The following is a 17,700-nucleotide window of genomic DNA, read 5'->3' on the forward strand; positions in this document are numbered from 1 at the left end:
GAAATGCAGGCAATTATTTTGGCCGCTGGAATGGGAAAGCGACTAAAGGAACTAACGCAAGACAACACCAAATGTATGGTAAAAGTAAACGGAATCACTCTGATTGAACGCGCGCTCACTCAACTCGATCAGCTTTCTCTTAACCGTATTATTATTGTGGAAGGGTACGAGGGGAAAAAGTTAATCAACTTTATTAAGACGCTTTCTGTTAAGACTCCCATTACCTTTGTTGACAATCCTATTTACGACAAGACAAACAATATTTATTCTCTATGGCTTGCAAAAGACTACCTTTTGGAAGATGATACTTTGCTTTTAGAATCGGATATCATTTTTGAAGATTCTGTTCTGCATGCATTGACGGACGATCCCAGAGATACGTTGGCACTGGTTGATCGTTACGAAAGCTGGATGGACGGCACGGTCATGCAAATTGACAAAAATGACCGAATTCTTTCATTTGTTCCTGGAAAAGATTTTGATTTTAAGAATACGGATTCTTACTATAAAACAGTAAATCTTTATAAATTCGGCAAGGAATTTTCCCGCACACATTATGTGCCGTTCTTGGAAGCCTACTCTAAAGCGCTAGGAAACAATGAATATTATGAGCAGGTCCTTCGGGTAATCGCTATGCTTGATAATCCCGGAATTTACGCAAAACGACTTGAGGGGCAGCGCTGGTACGAAATTGACGATATTCAGGATCTTGATATCGCTTCTTCTCTTTTTTCTTCGAATGATGAAGAGCTTCTTTCCTCTGTCGAAAGCCGTTATGGCGGATATTGGCGCTATCCAAAGCTTCTTGATTTTTGCTACCTCGTTAACCCTTATTTCCCTCCTCAGAAAATGATCAACGAGATGCAGTCGAATTTTGTATCTCTGCTGACCCAATATCCTTCCGGCATGAAGGTTAACAGTCTTTTGGCTGCACGAAATTTTAATCTTCATTCCGATGAGATTTTAGTAGGAAACGGTGCCGCTGAGTTAATTAAATCATTTATGAGCTTTCAAAACGGCAAAATCGGTGTTATTCGCCCCACCTTCGAAGAATACCCCAATCGCTACAGTCCCGAAAAAGAAGTTATCTTCCGTCCTAATAATGCAGACTTTTCCTATACAGCCGATGATTTAATGTCATTTTTTTCAGACAAAGGAATCTCTACATTAGTTTTAATTAACCCGGATAACCCCAGCGGCAACCTCATTCCTAAAAAAGATTTACTGCGTTTGCTCGCTTGGTGCAAAGAAAAATTTATCTGCTTACTGCTCGATGAATCTTTTGCTGATTTTTCTCAACAGGATGCTTCTCTATTGGAACAATCTCTGATTTTAGCTAATCCAAATCTTTTCGTCATGAAATCCATCTCGAAATCTTATGGTGTTCCCGGAATTCGTCTGGGCGTTTTTGCAAGCGGAAACAAAGAACTGATTGCTTCGATGAAAAAAGACGTAGCAATCTGGAATATCAACTCCTTCGGTGAATTTTTCATGCAGATCGAAGAAAAGTACAAAAAAGATTATTCCGCTTCTCTTTTGAAGATTAAAGAAGCACGTAAAAAATTTGTATCACAGCTCTCCTCCATACCGCAGCTTCGGATCATTCCATCAGAAGCAAACTATGTAATGGCAGAGATTGTTTCTCAGAAATGGACCGCTCTTTCATTAACCAAAGAATTACTCAGTAAAAATAACATTCTGATCAAAGACCTTACCAAAAAGGTAGGGAAGCAGTATATTCGTATTGCTGTTCGCAATGAAACAGACAATCAAAAGTTGACTAACTGTCTCAAAAAGCTTTTCTAATTTTATGCCCCCATGTTCAAAATCTCATAAAAAACAAATAAAAATGAACAGATTGGACGAACTATCATGCTTTCTAAACTTCAATTTGATATTCTATATTTTCTGCTAAAGAAAAATTCCTCTTTTTCTCCCTCTCAGCGAGAACTTTCAGAAACTTTTTCTGTTTCTCTTGGAAAAATTAATTCCTGTTTAAAGGAGTTAAAGGCCTCTGGTTTAATCAATGATGCGCTTTGTATTACACAAAACGGAAAACAGGCTTTACTTCCCTACAAGGTTCAAAATGCAGTGATTATGGCAGCCGGCATGAGCTCCCGCTTTGCACCGCTTTCTTATGAAAAGCCAAAGGCTCTTTTAAAGGCTCGCGGCGAAATTTTGATTGAGCGGCAGATTCGTCAGCTGCAAGAAGCTGGAATCAACGATATTACGCTTATTGTCGGCTATATGAAAGAAAAAATGTTTTATCTGGCCGATAAATTTCATCTAAATTTGGTCGTGAACGAAGACTATTATCGCTATAATAATCCTTCTTCTTTAATGCGGGTCGTCGATAAACTCAAGAATACCTACATCTGCTCCTCTGATGATTACTTTACCCAAAATGTTTTTGAACCATATGTTTATCAAGCTTATTATGCGGCTGTCTATTCCCCTTCTAAAACAGATGAATACTGCATGAAGGCAAACCGAAAAGGAAAAATTATTTCGGTATCCATCGGTGGTCAGGCCGCATGGTATATGACGGGTCATGTTTATTTTGACCAGGAGTTCAGCAGCAATTTTGTTCGTTTAATGCAGCAGGATTATGAAAATCCCGAAACCAAAACTCAACTTTGGGAAAACTTTTATATGCGCCATTTAAATGAACTCACACTTTATTTAAAGCCGTATCCTTCCGGCGTTATTTACGAATTCGATTCTCTTTCGGAACTGCAGAAATTTGACCAAAGCTATGTTGAAAATATTGATTCTGATATTTTTCACAATATTCAAAAAATTCTCTCCTGCAAAACAAAGGATATTCAGAAAATTGAACCAATTAAAGCCGGCATGACCAATACTTCTTTTTCCTTCTTTTGTGCTGGAAAAAAGTATGTTTACCGCCACCCAGGTATTGGAACAGATTCCTATATTAACCGAAAAGCAGAAGCCTGGGCCATGCATGCTGCAAAAGAGCTGAAGCTGGATCCTTCCTTTCTCTACATGGATGAAAAAAGAGGCTGGAAGCTTTCTTCCTTTATTAACGGCGCAAAGGCCATGGATTATCATAATCCCTCACAAGTAGAACATTCCCTAGAAATGGTCCGAACGCTTCACGCTTACCCCCAAAAAAGTCCTTATTCCTTCGACATTTGGAAAATGATTCACAACTTTACCTCTCAGATCGAGCAAAAAGGGCGCGATCATTTCGAAGATTACCAGACCCTCTATAAAAGGACCAAAGAGCTTTATGCCTTGGCAGAAGCAGATGAAATTCCTAAATGTCTCTGTCACTGTGACTGCTATGATCAAAACTTTTTAGCCAACGAAAATGGCGATCTTTTTCTGATTGACTGGGAGTATGCCGGAACAGCTGATCCTGCATGGGATTTAGGAACCTACCTTGCCTGCTCTGACTATTCCTTACAGCAAGCTAAAAAGATTTTATCGATCTATTTACAGCACGATCCCAGCCAAAAAGAGCTTCGGCATTACTTTGCCTATACTTCTATTTCCGCTTATTACTGGTTTTTATGGGCGATCTACCAAGAAAGCATGGGAAAAAGCGTCGGAGAATATCTTTACATTTGGTACCGTTATACCAAAGAATATGGAAATGTCGCATGGAATCTTTATCATTCTGATCGAAATGGAGATGAAATGAATGAAGCCGCAAACTGATTTTGAAAAAGAACAAATGAAAGAAATTGCACGTCGGGTTGAGTATCTGGAAAATAATTCCGACATGGAATCAAGTGATTTCAGCCGCGGAAACTGGATTGCTGTATGGTGTACAATTATCGGCAGTCTTGCATTGTTTGTATGGGGTCTGTTCGTCTGATTTGAAATTTTTAAAAGGCAGTTTATGAAGGAATATGAAAGAGAAAAGCAATCGAGAAAAGCTGATTGAACAGGAAACAACGCTGGGAATTGCACCACTTTTGCCGCAGGAACGAAAATACGGATTTTTGGATGCTTTTTTAATTATCAGCGGATATGCAATCGCCACGTGGTGCTATACACAGGGAGCTACTGTTGCAGGGCTCTTGGATTTTAAACAATTAATTGCCAACACCTTTGGAATTAATATTTTAGTTTTAGCAATTGTTTCCCTTCCAATTTTATTTTCCGTCCGTTATGGAATTGATGTTTGGATTTGGTTTCGCAGCATTTTTGGATTAAATGGCTGCAAAATACTTACTGTTTTAGCCGTGCTTGCTAATTTTCCATGGTATGCCGTATGTGCAGAATTATTTTCATCCTCTATGAGCAATCTGTTAGCAATGGCAGGCATTATTATTCCAGAATCTTTTCAGCCATTTTTAGGAGTCGGTTCTATCCTTTTAGGTACAGCCATTGCAATCGGCGGCCCAACAGCAATTCAGAAATCAACCCGTATTATGGTTCCCTCCATGCTGGGGGTCGGCATTATCGTTGTTATCATTGCAATGACCTCTGTTCCAACTTCTGAGATTCTCAACTATCAGCCGGATCTTAGTGCCTATCCAGGAGGACGACAAGAAGCTTATATGCGTGCATTAGAGCTAAATATTGCTTTTGCTTTCTCATGGTCGGTCGCAATGTTTGTTCTTCCGCGACTCTGCAAAAAAGAAAAGCATGCATATTGGGCCACTGTTACAAGCTATGGAGTTGTTGCGCCGTTTTTCTGTTTTGCCGGCGGTGTTCTCGCAATTGCAATGTTTGTTAAATTCGGAGTGATGAGCGATGACCCCACTTATATGCTTGCAAACCTTGCTTCTCCTCCTGTTGCACTGCTTTCTCTTGTACTTGTGGCATTTGCTAATATCGGAACACAGGGCGTCGGTTCTTACATGAATGCGCTTGTTCTCAAATCTTCTTTTCCAAAAGTAAAGTACAATACATTCGTATTTTTACTTGCGGCTTATGTTTTGTTTCTGACAGTTTGGAATAAGGTGATTGAATATTTCAGCTCTTTTCTCGCGGTAGAAACTTATCTTTATGCCCCTATTATGGCTGTGCTTGTGGTGGATTTCTTCTTTGTAAAACATCAGCACCTCTCTTTACGAGACGCTTATTTTCTCAATTCTGATCGATATCGTTTTACCCATGGATTTAACTTGATTGGGCTTTTTAGCCTTGTGATCGGATTTGTTTCTGCACTGTTGATTTTTAATCCGATTTCCGGGGAAATATATTCTCCAATTTTCTATTATGTTGGTGCATCCTCTGTTTCCTTCTTTACTGCAGGCATTGTTTATCTGATTGCCTGCAAAACAGCCCCTGGAAAAAGCTATATGAAACTTGATTCTAAATAATTGTTCTTGCTTTTTTGAATCCAAAAGGGAAGCCTGATAACATAAAAAATCATGTTATTGGGCTTCCCTTTTTCATTTGTCTTTGTTCTTTTATTACAGCGTTTCATTCTTATTAAGAAATAAACGCTGTAAAACCGATTTCTCCGTGATGAATCCCCTGTATCGCAAACCCGTCGTTATGTACTTCTCCAAAAAGTTCCAGCATATCGCCAAGCTTACTTTCTTTCTGATAATTGATCTGCACATTATGGTAGTTTCGAAAAGTTTCCGGTAAAAAGTCTTCAATAATATCTCCGTAAATCGTATTCGTCAGATGTCCATTACGGTCAAGGTCACTGTACCGAATCGGGCGATCTCCCAACTTTGGCATCTCTCCAAAGCGCAGCCGTACAGGACGTTCCTTTTTTTCTGCCTGCAGCGGACAGAATATCCGGTATTCATAAATTTTGTCCGGCCGAAGTGGTTTATGTTCCCGAAAATCCACGACTACACTTACCTGTAAAATTCGGACAATTTCTTTTCCCTCTGATTGAAAAGAAAACTCTCGATAAAACTGAACGCCGTTCGTCCCCAAAGGACGCGTTACGATTGTTAGTTGTTCGTTGCGCTGCGGCATGTGGTGAATCGTCACCTGGTTTGTCGTAATCAAAAAAGCTTTCTGCTCTTTCATTAACCATTCATAGCCCATGCCGATTCCATCCATATGCTCTTCGCCAGTTTCCTGCTCCATCCGCAGCAAAGCTGAAAGCCGTATATTTCCGGCGGCACCGATTTGATAGCTTGCTACCCGTGCCTTCCGCTCAAACTTGGCAACAGCGATCCCCGTTTTCGGATTTACATATGGATCTGCTTTTCTGATCTCTTCATCCGTCATCTGAAAAACCTCCCTCTTTTGCAAATTTTAAGACAGGGAATCCTTAGAAAGACAGCTCATTTCTGTCCTCTCAAGGATTCCCTGTTCTTGATTTTTGTTCCGATCTTATTTAATCGGCTTTAATACTTCGATTCCGCCCATATACGGTCTCAAAACTTCCGGCACGATGACAGAACCGTCTGCCTGCTGATTTTGTTCTACGATTGCAGGCAGCAACCGGGAAGTTGCCAATCCGGAAGCATTCAGCGTATGAACAAAACGCAGTTTCTTGTCTTTACCGCGGTATTTAATGTTTCCGCGACGTGCTTGATAGGTTCTTGCGTTAGAAGCGGAAGAAACTTCCTTATAAATCCCCATAGAAGGAATCCAAACTTCAATATCATAGGTACGTGCCATGCTGAATGAGCAGTCGCCCGCAGCCAAACGGGACAAACGATAGTGAAGACCAAGTTCCTGTACAAGGCGCTCTGCTTTGCCTACTAGTTCTTTAAATGCTTCGTCGCTGCGATCTTCGGTTGTATACTGCACCATTTCAACTTTATTGAACTGATGTCCGCGAATCATTCCGCGTTCCTCGCTGCGATAAGAACCTGCTTCCCGACGATAGCAGGGAGTATAGGCAATATATTTATGCGGCAACTCATCTTCTGTTAAGATCTCATCACGATGAAGATTCACAAGCGCTGTTTCGGCTGTCGGCAGCAAGAATTTCTTATCTGTGCTGGTGGGGTTTGCAATCCAGTAATCTTCGTCTACAAACTTCGGGAACTGACCTGCTACATAGCCGCACTCATATTTGAGCATGTGCGGCGGAAGGATCAGCTCATATCCATCCGAAATATGCTCATTAATAAAGAAGTTGAGCAGCGCCCATTCCAATCTGGAGCCCATACCGCGATAAATCCATGCACCGTTTCCAGCAAGTTTGGCTCCACGCGGATAGTCGATCAAGCCAAGATTCTCACAAAGAGTCACATGATCTTTTGCTTCAAAATCAAAAACCGGTTTTTCTTTAAAATAATGATCCGGAATGTTCTGCTCTTTTCCGCCGGCCTGTACATCTTCATCCGGAAGGTTCGGCAAAGACAGCATTTTTGTTTTCTGCGCTTCTTCCAGCTCAGCAAGCTTTGCGTTCTGCTCTTTTACTTCTTCTGAAAGTAGCTTCATTTTCTTCAGCACTTCAGAAGCATCTCCGCCCGCTTTTTTAATCTTCGGAACTTCTTTAGAAACCGCATTCTGCTCCGCTTTTTTCGCCTCAACTGCACCGGTCAACTCACGGCGCTTTTCATCCAGCGCGAGAATTTCATCAATCACATTGTCCAGATTCATTTCTCTTTTCTGGATTGCCTTTTTTACATAGTCAGGGTTTTCCCGAATCAATTTGATATCCAGCATGGTTTGCTAACTCCTTTTATCGTTTACTCATTACAATTTTTCCCATTTTTTATGAAATTAAGCATCTATTCTTCAAACATCCGCAAAAGATTTTTTAAATCCTCTTCATTGCGAAATTCAATCTGTAAAAATCCCTTTCCACGGGTTCCGCTCACCTTTACTCTGCGTCCCAACTGCTCATGCAGAGAAAGTGCAACCTCTTTGTAATAAGGATTTTCCTTCTTTAAATTTGCCTTTGGTGTTGAACTCTTTGCAAGCTTTTCTAAATCACGAACCGTGATTCCTTCTTTAAGACAACGTTTTGCAAGAGAAATCTGCAATTCTTTTGGAAATGCCAGAATTGCTCTTCCCTGTCCTGCTGAAAGACTGCCGTCACTGATCAGTTTTTGAATCTCCTGCGGCAGGGATAAAAGCCGCAGCGCATTGGCAACCGCTGGGCGGGAACGTCCTACCGATTTTGCGACACTCTCCTGCGTATAACCATAGGAATCCATCAAAGATTGATAACCCTGCGCCTCTTCCAACGGATTCAGGTCTTCCCTCTGCAGATTTTCGATCAATGCAAGCTGCATGACCTCTTCATCAGAAAGGTCTCTCACGAGTGCCGGAACTGTTTGTACCCCAGCCATACGAGCTGCTCTCCAACGGCGTTCACCGGCGACAATTTGATAGCCACCCTCTAAAAGAGGCCGCACAAGAAGCGGCTGTAAAATACCATGCTGTGAAATGGAGTCCGCTAAATCGGCAAGTGCCTCTTCGTCAAAATCTTTTCTCGGCTGATTTCGGTTTGGTTCCAACTCGCTCAGTTTCAACTCGATTGATCGTGGGCCTGCCTCAATATCATTCTCAGCAAAAATTGCATCCAAGCCCTTTCCCAATCCGCGCTTTTTCTCTTTCAATACTTTACCCCTCCTCTGCTGCTTTTTCTATAATTTCTTTTCCTAATTCATTATAGGCTAGTGCGCCTTTATTGCTCTTATCAAAATATTGAATTGGTTTTCCAAAGCTTGGTGCTTCTGAAAGCCGCACAGTCCTTGGAATAACCGCTGCAAACACTTTCTTTGGAAAATATTTTTTTACTTCTCCGACCACCTGCTGCGTCAGATTGAGTCTGCCGTCGTACATAGTCAAAAGGACCCCTTCAATTTCCAAATGCGAATTATAAAGCCGTTTTACTCGCTTTACACTGTTCATCAGCTGACTTAGCCCCTCTAAGGCATAATATTCGCATTGAATGGGCATTAAAATAGAGTCGGCAGCACAAAGGGCATTCGTTGTGATAATTCCAAGAGATGGAGGGCAATCAATCAAAATCATATCATATTTTTCGCGCAAAGGCGCTAAATCAAGGCGAAGAATTGATTCCCGATGAGTCTGTTCCACTAATTCCAGCTCTGCAGCCGCCAAATCGAGACTACTTGGTAGGATATCAAGATTTTCAAATGCCGTATGTAAAAGCACTTCTGCGGCAGTTGCCTGTCCAATCAGCATTTCATACGTTGTCTTTTTTAAGTTTCGGCGATTGATTCCTACCCCGCTGGAGGAATTCCCCTGTGGATCAATATCTACCAGCAGCGTCTTTTTTCCTGCTAATCCCAAAGCAGAAGAAAGATTTACCGCTGTTGTAGTCTTTCCGACGCCACCTTTTTGATTTGCTATTGCGATGATCTTACCCATTTTGCTCCACCTCCCCCAATTTTCTAAAATTGGACTTGGTTTTTATTATATCACTTCTCTCTTTTTGAGACAACCATCTTTGCTCTTTTATCCAGATGTTTTTATATGTTTCACGTGAAACAGCGCGCAAAAAGGGACTCGGCAATTTGATACCGAGCCCCTGCTTGCGGGAAAAATGATAAGGAAATGGATGACTTGTAATTAATTTTAGGCAGGCCGTTTCTTTTGGGTGATTCGAATTACCCATTCGAGGCAATCCTCTTTTTTGTTGCATGACGCTTCAGCCTGCACCCCGGCGCTCTGCAATGTTTTTACTGCATGGTCAATTGTATTCCCAAAAATCCGCACATCTTTAATAATTAAAAGTCTACGTGGTGCGGAAGATTTTTGCTTTTTATTTGGATTCAAAAGCTTGTCCACCATTTGCTCTGTCTGCTGAACATTTAACTTTTGACTTAAAATGGAGTCCAATGTCTTTTGACGAGACTTTTCTGGCAGGCGAAGCAATGCTCTTGCATGGCGTTCTGTCAATCCTGCAGAAATGATCTGTTGCCGCAAATTGAGGGAAAGATTCAGCAGCCGCAATTTATTTGCTACAGAAGACTGACTTTTCCCCAAGCGCTGTGCACATTCTTCCTGTGTCAAGTTTGCTTTTTGCATGAGGCGCCGAATTCCCTCGGCTTCTTCAAACAAATTCAGATTGGAACGCTGTAAGTTTTCGATCAATGCCATAACTGCACTCTCATTTTCAGAATATTCTGAAAGGACGGCCGGAATTACCCATAATCCCGCCATTTTGCAAGCACGAAGCCGCCGTTCTCCCGCCACCAGCTCATATCCTTTTAAAGTTCTTCGAACAACGATTGGCTGAATCAGTCCGTTTCTCTGGATACTTTCTGCAAGAGAACGAAGTTCTTCTTCTCCGAAAAATTTTCTTGGCTGAGAAGGATTCGGATGAATCGCGTCAATATTCAGTTCTAAAATTTTCTGACGCATTTGTGATTTTTCCCTCCCGCCTTGTCCATAGAATACCATATAAAAAGCAAAAGATTTTGTCACTTTCTGCGAACAATTTTAAAAAGATTTAGAAAAATTTTGAATAAAAAAGACCTGCTCTCTCTTCGTCACTTGCAAAGAAAAAAGCAGATCTTTTTTGTTTTTTACAAAGGTTGTTTTTTTATTTTTCCACCCGGACGTGGATATTTTTTTGGCATTAATTGTTTTTGCCGAATTAAAATCAAGCTTCGGCCTTCGCCATCCGGCAAAGAATATTTTTTAACTGCTTCAACTTCTGCTCCAAGTTCTTTTAAAGCATGTTGGGCAGACTGAATCTCCTGCTCCGGCTTCGGTCCTTTCATTGCACAAAAAAGGCCGCCCTGTTTTAAAAATGGTAAACAATATTCGCAAAGAAGGGGAAGCTGCGCCACTGCTCGTGCAGAAACGAAATCAAATTTCCCACGCAGTTCTAAATTTTGTCCGCTTTCTTCGGCTCTGCCATGAATTTGCTTTGTTTCAATTTGCAGTTTCTGGCAGATATCTTCCAGTACATGCAACCGCTTTTGAAGACTATCAAGCAAAGTAACGGAAAGGGATGGTTCAAAAAGTTTTAACGGGATTCCGGGAAAACCAGCGCCGGAACCCACATCAATTAGATTTTTACCAGAAAAATTGACAAATTTCGTCACATATAAACTGTCGATAAAATGCTTCATTACCGCTTCTTTTGGATCAGTAACTGCAGTCAGATTAATTTTTTGGTTCCATTCGAGAAGTTCTTTCAAATAAAGCTGAAAAGATTTCGCTAATTGGGGAGTTATTTTAATTTTACAGATTTCTGCTTGCTCGATCAGATAGGATTCAATGTTCTCCATTGACTAGTTCCTTTCTACTTTCCTTCTGCAGCCAAATTAAAAGCACACTGATATCAGCAGGGCTGACCCCAGAAATTCGGCTTGCCTGACCAATGTTGGCAGGGCGCACACGATTCAGCTTTTCCTGTGCCTCTGAGCGCAGTCCTGTAATTGTTTGATAGTCTGTCCCTTTTGGAAGCTGTTTGCCTTCTAATCGGCGCATCTCTTCAATCTCGGATTTCTGGCGGCGAATATATCCTTCGTATTTTAATTCAATCTCTACATTTTCAAAAATTGCTGCTGGAAGATCGGGACGAGCCATATCGATAGGCTCCAAAACTTTATAAGAAAGCTCCGGCCGTTTTAACAGATCAGAAAGTCTTACTCCACTGGAAACCGGTGTTGTTCCACGTGAAACAAGAAGCTGATTTAGTGCTTCGGACGGCGATAGAATGGTCTTTTCCGCACGCTTTCTTTCCTCTTTTTTCTGTTCTTCTTTTTTGAGAAAGCGTTCCCAACGCTCATCTGAAATCAAGCCGATTTTTCTTCCAATCGGGGTCAGGCGCTCATCTGCATTATCCTGCCGCAGTACCAACCGATATTCGCTGCGGGAAGTCATCATACGATAAGGGTCCATTACCCCTTTTGTGACCAAATCATCTACTAACGTTCCAATATAAGAGCTTGCTCTGTCAAGAATCATCGGCGGACGATTTTTCACTTTTAATGCTGCATTGATTCCCGCAACGATTCCCTGCGCCGCGGCTTCTTCATATCCGGAAGATCCATTAAACTGTCCGGCTCCATAAAGGCCCGGAAAATCTGTAAACTCCAATGTATTTTCCATTTGCAGAGGATCTACGCAATCATATTCGATTGCATAGGCAAATCGCATGATCTGTACATGTTCCAGCCCTTTAATGGTATGATAAAACGCCAGCTGCACGTCTTCCGGCAAAGAAGAGCTCATGCCCTGCAAATACATTTCTTCCGTATCCATTCCGCATGGTTCAATAAAAAGCTGATGACGCGGCTTATCTTTAAAGCGCATAATTTTATCTTCAATACTAGGACAGTACCGCGGCCCAATTCCTTCAATCTTTCCTGCGTAAAGGGGACTGCGCCCAATATTTTTCAGAATGATCTCTTTTGTACGATCGTTTGTCCACGAAACATGACATACTGCCTTATTCTTCCCCGGAACAAGCGTATCATAAGAAAATGGAACAACCGGTTCATCCCCGCACTGTTTTTCAAGTCCTGTAAAATCAATCGATCCACGCTTCACCCGTGCTGGTGTTCCGGTCTTAAAACGACGCAGACGAAGCCCTAATTTTACAAGACTCTGTGTGAGAAAACTTGCGGGAAACATTCCATCAGGCCCACTTTTATAACTGACATCTCCTACATAAATTTTTCCTCCGAGAAAAGTTCCTGTCGCAATCACTACCGCTTTTGTGTGATAGACAGCTCCCATTCGAGTAACAAGTCTCCAGCCGTCCTCTTCCTTCGTTAATTCCGTTACTTCGGCCTGTTTAAGCTCCAATCCATCCTGTAATTCCAGCTTATGCTTCATTACTTTGGAATACTCTCGACGGTCAATTTGGCATCGCAGAGAATGCACAGCCGGCCCTTTTCCTAAATTCAGCATACGACTCTGCAAAAACGTCTGATCCGCTGTTTTTCCCATTTCACCGCCCAGCGCATCAATTTCTCTCACAAGATGCCCTTTTGCTGTTCCTCCAATGCAAGGATTACAGGGACAATTTCCAACCGCATCCAGATTAATCGTAAAAACAATTGTCTTTGCGCCAAGCCGCGCACTGGCAAGTCCTGCCTCTATTCCGGCATGTCCTGCACCGATGACTGCAACCTCACAATTTTCCGCTTCATACTCAGTTTCCATGTTCTGTCTCCCTTATAATTTTCCACATTGTCCACGTCTTAAGTTGAAAACTATTTGCCTACGCAGAAGTTTTTAAAAACTTCCTCTACGACCGCGTCGGTCACTCGCTCTCCGGTAAATTCCAAAAGCGCAGAAAGCGCTCCTTCCACACTAACCGTAACCGCATCCAGCGTCATTCCGCTTAAAAATGCGTCCCGCGCTTCTTTTGCACATTCCAATGCCCGCCGAATCACATCTTTTTGACGTTCCGTAAATAGAATTCCTGCTGAAGGATCAATCTCTCCTGTGTGAAAAATTGTTTTAATCGCATCCGTCAGTTCTTCTATCCCTTCGCCTTTTAATGCCGATATATATACTTTTTGTTTAATATACTTGTTAATATACTCTTCGTCTAATTTATTTTGTAAATCCGCTTTATTAATGACTGCGATTGCCGGAACATTTCCAATCGACTGCAAAAGCTTCTGATCTTCTTCTGTCAGAGACTCTGAAGAATCAAAGACTGCAAGAATCAGCTGTGCATGATTTAGGCGTTCTCTCGTCCTCTCAACCCCAATTTGTTCGATCGGATCGCTGCTTTCCCGCAAGCCGGCAGTATCTGCAAGATGAAGCGGAATTCCACCCAGGGAAATTGTATCTTCTACAATATCTCTCGTCGTCCCCGCAAAAGCCGTTACAATGCTTTTTTGTGTTCCAGAGAGTAAATTCATTAGTGTACTCTTTCCCACGTTAGGACGTCCTACAATGACCGTATCAACACCATCACAGAGAACTTTACCTGCTCCAAACCCATCATAAAGTTTTTGCAGACGGCTCGCACTATCAGAAAGTTGTTTTTTTAGCACTTCATTATCTACCTGCGGTACATCATCATCAGGATAATCTGCCCAAGCTGCCAAATGAGAGGTCGCATCCATCAATTCGTCTTTGACTTTGCAAATTGATTCATGAAGTTTTCCAGATTGTCCTGCACGGGCGGCACGAGCAGCACCTTCGCTTTTTGCACCGATCATTTCCATAACGGATTCTGCCTGCGTCAAATCCATCTTTCCATTGAGAAAAGCTTGTTTTGTAAACTCACCTGGTTCTGCCGGACGTGCTCCTGCCGCATAACAGGCAGAGAGCAGCTTTCTCAAAAGAAATGGACCTCCATGACAGGAAAGTTCCACTACGTTTTCGCCTGTATAGCTTTTTGGTGCCCGAAAATTGGAGGCAACGCATTGATCAAATGTTTCTTTTCCATCAGAAACAGTCCCAAAAAGGGAGGTATATCCAGGCAAAGATTCTATTTTTTTACCCGAAACGGAATGAAAAACCCGATCGGCAATTTTTTGAGCATCAGCTCCGGAAATCCTTACGATTCCAATTCCACCTTCTCCGGGCGGTGTACTGATTGCGGCAATGGTTCTCATATAAAAAAGCGACTCCTTTTTGAAATCATCAAATAAAAGGGGAGACGCCGCGATCTAAACGCGGACGCCTCCCCGATTTTTTTATGCATCCATGCACGATCTCTGCGGCAATGGTTTTTTATTCTTCCTTCTCTTTTTTGACATCAATTCTGCCATAAAGAAATGGCGTTTTTACCTGTGCAGAAGCTGTTCTCTGCTCTGGTTTTGGAGAATGAAAAGCGGGCTTTTCTTCTGGAGAACGATCAATTCTCCCATAAACCGGTGCAGGATGATTCGTTTTTGCAGGATAGCGATTATTTTGGTATGGTCTATTCTGCCCTTGAAATCCGCCGTTGCGATTATTATTATAAGGACGTCTGTTATTATTCCTATAATTTACCGAACGTTCTCCGGCTTCCGGGCCAATCACAACATGACGGGCAAGATCTTGTCCTTCACTCCAGCTTTTTGCTCCTTCTACTTCGGAGACAGCGGTGTGAATAATTCTGCGCTCATAAGGATTCATTGGCTCCAACGGAAAATTACGACCATATTTGAGCGATTTTCCTGCCATTTTCTTTCCGAGAGCTTCCAATGTTTCGCGGCGTTTCTCCCGGTAATTTCCGATATCCAGCGTAATACGGAAATAATCATCTCGTTTATGATTGACAACAAGGCCACTCAAATACTGCAGGGCATCCAAAGTTTCTCCGCGATGACCGATAATAAACCCAACATCTTCTCCGGTAATCGTTAACATTGCACCATTTTCCTGCGGTTCTGCTTTGATTTCGACCTCATCTAACCCCATCGCATCTAAAATCGAAGAAAGATAATTTTTCGCAATTTCTGCTGAATTATCTTCTATATAAGCTCTTACTTTTGCAGGATTTCCTCCAAAAAGACCAAGCGTCTTTTTGATTGGAAGCTCGAGAACTTCATACTCGACTTCGTCTGATTCCACCCCGAGTTTCTGATAAGCATTTTCTTTTGCTTTTTCTACAGTATCTCCAATCCCGATGGCTTCTTTCATCGTTGCTTCCTCCTTTTGAGAGCATTTTTATTCCAAAAAACACTTACTTTTCTCTCTTTATTTCTTTTTTCCTAAGTAATCATTGGAACTTTTTGTTTTTGCCGGCAATTTTGCAGAGGAATTTTTCTCCTGCGTATCTTTACGCCCTGATGCCGTTTTCTTTTTCTTTGTCTTTTGTGCTTCCATGCGTCTCTCTAATTTTTCTGCAAGCTGTAACTGAACTTCGGCAGGAAGCGGAACTTTTTCTGCTTCATTGAGTTGCATTCTCGCAAGGTGGGAAGCCTCTACATGGGAATTCATAATTTCAGGTGAATAATATTTATTCATCAAAAGCATTCGTCCGATATTCAGAATAGAGTTTACAATATAATAAAGGCCAACACCAGCTGGAATTACAGCAGCCAGATACGCCATATAAATTGCCATACCATACATTGCAGCCTTCATACAACCCATTTGCTGCTGCATTCCGGGCTGCATTTTGTTCATGAAAAACTGCATACATATCTGTAAAATCAAACACAAAAGTGGAATCATAAACAGATTGCTATGGAAGAGCTGTCCAAAAAAGTCAGACGAAGAAGTTGGGGAATCCAGAAGATCCATTCCAAGAAAAGAAAATCCTTTACTAAAAGAATCTAACTTTTCGGTTTCTTCCGGTGTCAGTGTTGTCAACTGTCCCTTTACGTTATCATAATTTTTTACGATCTGCAGTTCTCCATAGAACTGGTTTAATCCTAAAAAGCCAGCGTCCGATTGCTGATATCCCGGAACATGATCTGCAACGCTCTTAATTTCTGCAATATGATCACTTTGAATGTGCAGCGTATTAGAAAGAGGCATTGCAAAAGAATAAAACAATCCCATCATGATCAATAACGGCAGCAACATTGTTAAACAGCCGCCGGTTGGTTTGATTCCTTCTTTTTCATAAAGCTTCTGCTGTTCTTCTGCCAAACGAGCTTTGTCATTGGCATAAATTTTTTGCAGTTCCTTCATTTTTTTCTGAACTTTTTGCATTCCAACGGAACTGCGCTGCTGCTTAATATAAAACGGAATTTGGATTGCAAATACCAAAATAGTAAATAAAATAATTGCAACACCAAAGTTTTTTACCAGCGAAAACAAAAACCACAGCACATATCCAAAGACGCTGCCAATTGAACTAAAAATCTGGCTCATATTTTTTTGGTCTCCTCATTTGATTTGCTTTTTTTCCGGAACAGGATCATATCCGCCCCGGCTGAACGGATTACATCGTAAAATTCTCCATATTGCAAGTAAGCCTCCCTTTAAGGCTCCAAAACGCTCAATCGCCTCTTTCGCATAGGCAGAACAGGTTGGAATATACTTGCAGCAAGGTGGATGACGCGGAGAAATTACTTTTTGATAAAATTCAATGAGCTTTAAAAAAAGCTTTTTTACCATTCTCTGGAATCTCCCTAATTATTTCCAATCTCTTTTTTTTCTTCCTGTTTTAAAATTCCGGATTTTTGAAAAAGCATTTCTATTTTCTTTTTTACATCTGTACTTTTTACAAATGGGGTACGGCTACGGGCCACCACAATCATATCATAACTGCCCTCTATTTTCGGCAGGACTTCCCGCAGAGCCGCCCGAATGATTCTGCGCGAACGATTTCGCATGACTGCATTACCAATCTTTTTACTGGTCGTAATCCCAACCCGACAGGTTTTTAAACGATTCTTTCTGAGATAGATTACCACCAGTGGACTTACAAGACTTTTTCCACGACCATAGATCCGGCGGAAATCACGATTTTCTTTTATCGAAACAAAACAGTCCATCTGGTCACTCCGATACAAAAATGTGCCATACAACAAAAGGCCACAATTGTGGCCCTTTTCGTTGATTCATTAATAGGACAGGCTCTTCCGCCCCTTTGCACGACGGCGAGAAAGTACCTTGCGGCCATTTTTTGTAGACATTCTTTTCCGAAAGCCATGCTCCTTCTGACGATGGAGTTTCTTAGGCTGATAGGTTCTAAGCATTTTAAAAACCCTCCTTTCGGGTATAAACCTTGCAATTTAGAATTATAGCGTAAAATGCAAGAGCCTGTCAAGCAAAATCATACAATTGAATGAAAAAGAAAAATTTTTCTAATGATTAAAAATTTTTTCTCCAAATAATGCAAAAAACAGTAAAATAAACTGGTCTTTTTCAAATTTCGAAAACAGAAAAACCCAGCAATAAATTTGCAAACTGACCAAATTTATGGTAGGATATAAAAGTGTATTAATATATTTAAATGTA

The 17,700-nt window shown here is 41.4% G+C and carries 17 protein-coding genes; 4 read left to right on the plus strand and 13 right to left on the minus strand.

Annotation, left to right across the window (positions count from 1 at the left end):
• Positions 1–3 precede the first annotated feature (3 nt).
• From OP489_RS12220 to OP489_RS12235, 4 genes are all read left to right on the plus strand, one after another.
• Entirely contained in the window at positions 4–1,806 is a 1,803-nt protein-coding gene (locus OP489_RS12220) for an aminotransferase class I/II-fold pyridoxal phosphate-dependent enzyme (protein ID WP_266162275.1), read from the plus strand.
• A 66-nt stretch (positions 1,807–1,872) separates the two neighbouring features.
• The gene (locus OP489_RS12225) at positions 1,873–3,684 is read left to right on the plus strand and encodes a phosphotransferase (protein WP_266162276.1); all 1,812 of its coding nucleotides are present in this window, start codon (positions 1,873–1,875) and stop codon (positions 3,682–3,684) included.
• The gene (locus OP489_RS12230; protein ID WP_266162277.1) at positions 3,668–3,844 is read left to right on the plus strand and encodes a hypothetical protein; all 177 of its coding nucleotides are present in this window, start codon (positions 3,668–3,670) and stop codon (positions 3,842–3,844) included. Before OP489_RS12225 ends, OP489_RS12230 begins: the two co-directional genes overlap by 17 nt.
• A gap of 34 nt (positions 3,845–3,878) precedes the next feature.
• On the plus strand, positions 3,879–5,300 hold the full coding sequence (locus OP489_RS12235; RefSeq protein WP_266162278.1) for a purine-cytosine permease family protein: 1,422 nt from the start codon (positions 3,879–3,881) through the stop codon (positions 5,298–5,300).
• 112 nt (positions 5,301–5,412) lie between these two features.
• On the opposite strand, the gene OP489_RS12240 is transcribed toward OP489_RS12235, so the two are convergent.
• The 13 genes from OP489_RS12240 to rpmH form a co-directional block, all read right to left on the minus strand.
• A complete protein-coding gene (locus OP489_RS12240; RefSeq protein WP_266162279.1) occupies positions 5,413–6,174 on the minus strand; it encodes an acyl-[acyl-carrier-protein] thioesterase in 762 nt (253 codons plus the stop codon).
• 105 nt (positions 6,175–6,279) lie between these two features.
• A complete protein-coding gene (gene serS, locus OP489_RS12245) occupies positions 6,280–7,569 on the minus strand; it encodes a serine--tRNA ligase (RefSeq protein ID WP_266162281.1) in 1,290 nt (429 codons plus the stop codon).
• 65 nt (positions 7,570–7,634) lie between these two features.
• On the minus strand, positions 7,635–8,468 hold the full coding sequence (locus OP489_RS12250; protein ID WP_266162283.1) for a ParB/RepB/Spo0J family partition protein: 834 nt from the start codon (positions 8,466–8,468) through the stop codon (positions 7,635–7,637).
• A 4-nt stretch (positions 8,469–8,472) separates the two neighbouring features.
• The gene (locus OP489_RS12255; RefSeq protein ID WP_266162284.1) at positions 8,473–9,246 is read right to left on the minus strand and encodes a ParA family protein; all 774 of its coding nucleotides are present in this window, start codon (positions 9,244–9,246) and stop codon (positions 8,473–8,475) included.
• A 207-nt stretch (positions 9,247–9,453) separates the two neighbouring features.
• The gene (locus OP489_RS12260; protein WP_266162285.1) at positions 9,454–10,242 is read right to left on the minus strand and encodes a ParB/RepB/Spo0J family partition protein; all 789 of its coding nucleotides are present in this window, start codon (positions 10,240–10,242) and stop codon (positions 9,454–9,456) included.
• Positions 10,243–10,406: 164 nt separating this feature from the next.
• Positions 10,407–11,117, minus strand: a complete 711-nt coding sequence (rsmG, locus tag OP489_RS12265; RefSeq protein WP_266162286.1) for a 16S rRNA (guanine(527)-N(7))-methyltransferase RsmG — start codon at positions 11,115–11,117, stop codon at positions 10,407–10,409.
• Positions 11,104–13,002, minus strand: coding sequence for a tRNA uridine-5-carboxymethylaminomethyl(34) synthesis enzyme MnmG (mnmG, locus tag OP489_RS12270; protein ID WP_266162288.1), 1,899 nt, complete (start codon positions 13,000–13,002; stop codon positions 11,104–11,106). Before mnmG ends, rsmG begins: the two co-directional genes overlap by 14 nt.
• Positions 13,003–13,052: 50 nt before the next feature.
• Positions 13,053–14,414: a tRNA uridine-5-carboxymethylaminomethyl(34) synthesis GTPase MnmE gene (mnmE, locus tag OP489_RS12275; RefSeq protein ID WP_266162290.1), complete on the minus strand. Its 1,362-nt coding sequence runs from the start codon at positions 14,412–14,414 to the stop codon at positions 13,053–13,055.
• A gap of 118 nt (positions 14,415–14,532) precedes the next feature.
• Positions 14,533–15,426 (minus strand): RNA-binding cell elongation regulator Jag/EloR, encoded by an 894-nt coding sequence (gene jag, locus OP489_RS12280; RefSeq protein ID WP_266162292.1) that lies wholly within the window; start codon positions 15,424–15,426, stop codon positions 14,533–14,535.
• Between the two features lie 57 nt (positions 15,427–15,483).
• On the minus strand, positions 15,484–16,608 hold the full coding sequence (locus tag OP489_RS12285) for a YidC/Oxa1 family membrane protein insertase (RefSeq protein ID WP_266162294.1): 1,125 nt from the start codon (positions 16,606–16,608) through the stop codon (positions 15,484–15,486).
• 15 nt (positions 16,609–16,623) lie between these two features.
• A complete protein-coding gene (yidD, locus tag OP489_RS12290) occupies positions 16,624–16,854 on the minus strand; it encodes a membrane protein insertion efficiency factor YidD (protein WP_180341824.1) in 231 nt (76 codons plus the stop codon).
• A 14-nt stretch (positions 16,855–16,868) separates the two neighbouring features.
• Positions 16,869–17,234, minus strand: coding sequence for a ribonuclease P protein component (gene rnpA, locus OP489_RS12295; RefSeq protein WP_266162297.1), 366 nt, complete (start codon positions 17,232–17,234; stop codon positions 16,869–16,871).
• Between the two features lie 69 nt (positions 17,235–17,303).
• Positions 17,304–17,438 (minus strand): 50S ribosomal protein L34, encoded by a 135-nt coding sequence (rpmH, locus tag OP489_RS12300; protein WP_180341822.1) that lies wholly within the window; start codon positions 17,436–17,438, stop codon positions 17,304–17,306.
• Between the last annotated feature and the right edge of the window lie 262 nt (positions 17,439–17,700).

This window comes from Caproicibacterium sp. BJN0003, assembly GCF_026314295.1.
GTDB lineage: Bacteria > Bacillota > Clostridia > Oscillospirales > Acutalibacteraceae > Caproicibacterium.

Coding starts and splice junctions, on each gene's coding strand:
- yidD (WP_180341824.1), bottom strand. CDS start 16,854: ATGGTAAAAAAGCTTTTTTTAAAGCTCATTGAATTTTATCAAAAAGTA.
- mnmG (WP_266162288.1), bottom strand. CDS start 13,002: ATGGAAACTGAGTATGAAGCGGAAAATTGTGAGGTTGCAGTCATCGGT.
- OP489_RS12220 (WP_266162275.1), top strand. CDS start 4: ATGCAGGCAATTATTTTGGCCGCTGGAATGGGAAAGCGACTAAAGGAA.
- rpmH (WP_180341822.1), bottom strand. CDS start 17,438: ATGCTTAGAACCTATCAGCCTAAGAAACTCCATCGTCAGAAGGAGCAT.
- mnmE (WP_266162290.1), bottom strand. CDS start 14,414: ATGAGAACCATTGCCGCAATCAGTACACCGCCCGGAGAAGGTGGAATT.
- OP489_RS12255 (WP_266162284.1), bottom strand. CDS start 9,246: ATGGGTAAGATCATCGCAATAGCAAATCAAAAAGGTGGCGTCGGAAAG.
- rnpA (WP_266162297.1), bottom strand. CDS start 17,234: ATGGACTGTTTTGTTTCGATAAAAGAAAATCGTGATTTCCGCCGGATC.
- OP489_RS12285 (WP_266162294.1), bottom strand. CDS start 16,608: ATGAGCCAGATTTTTAGTTCAATTGGCAGCGTCTTTGGATATGTGCTG.
- jag (WP_266162292.1), bottom strand. CDS start 15,426: ATGAAAGAAGCCATCGGGATTGGAGATACTGTAGAAAAAGCAAAAGAA.
- OP489_RS12230 (WP_266162277.1), top strand. CDS start 3,668: ATGAAGCCGCAAACTGATTTTGAAAAAGAACAAATGAAAGAAATTGCA.
- rsmG (WP_266162286.1), bottom strand. CDS start 11,117: ATGGAGAACATTGAATCCTATCTGATCGAGCAAGCAGAAATCTGTAAA.
- OP489_RS12240 (WP_266162279.1), bottom strand. CDS start 6,174: ATGACGGATGAAGAGATCAGAAAAGCAGATCCATATGTAAATCCGAAA.
- serS (WP_266162281.1), bottom strand. CDS start 7,569: ATGCTGGATATCAAATTGATTCGGGAAAACCCTGACTATGTAAAAAAG.
- OP489_RS12260 (WP_266162285.1), bottom strand. CDS start 10,242: ATGCGTCAGAAAATTTTAGAACTGAATATTGACGCGATTCATCCGAAT.
- OP489_RS12225 (WP_266162276.1), top strand. CDS start 1,873: ATGCTTTCTAAACTTCAATTTGATATTCTATATTTTCTGCTAAAGAAA.
- OP489_RS12235 (WP_266162278.1), top strand. CDS start 3,879: ATGAAAGAGAAAAGCAATCGAGAAAAGCTGATTGAACAGGAAACAACG.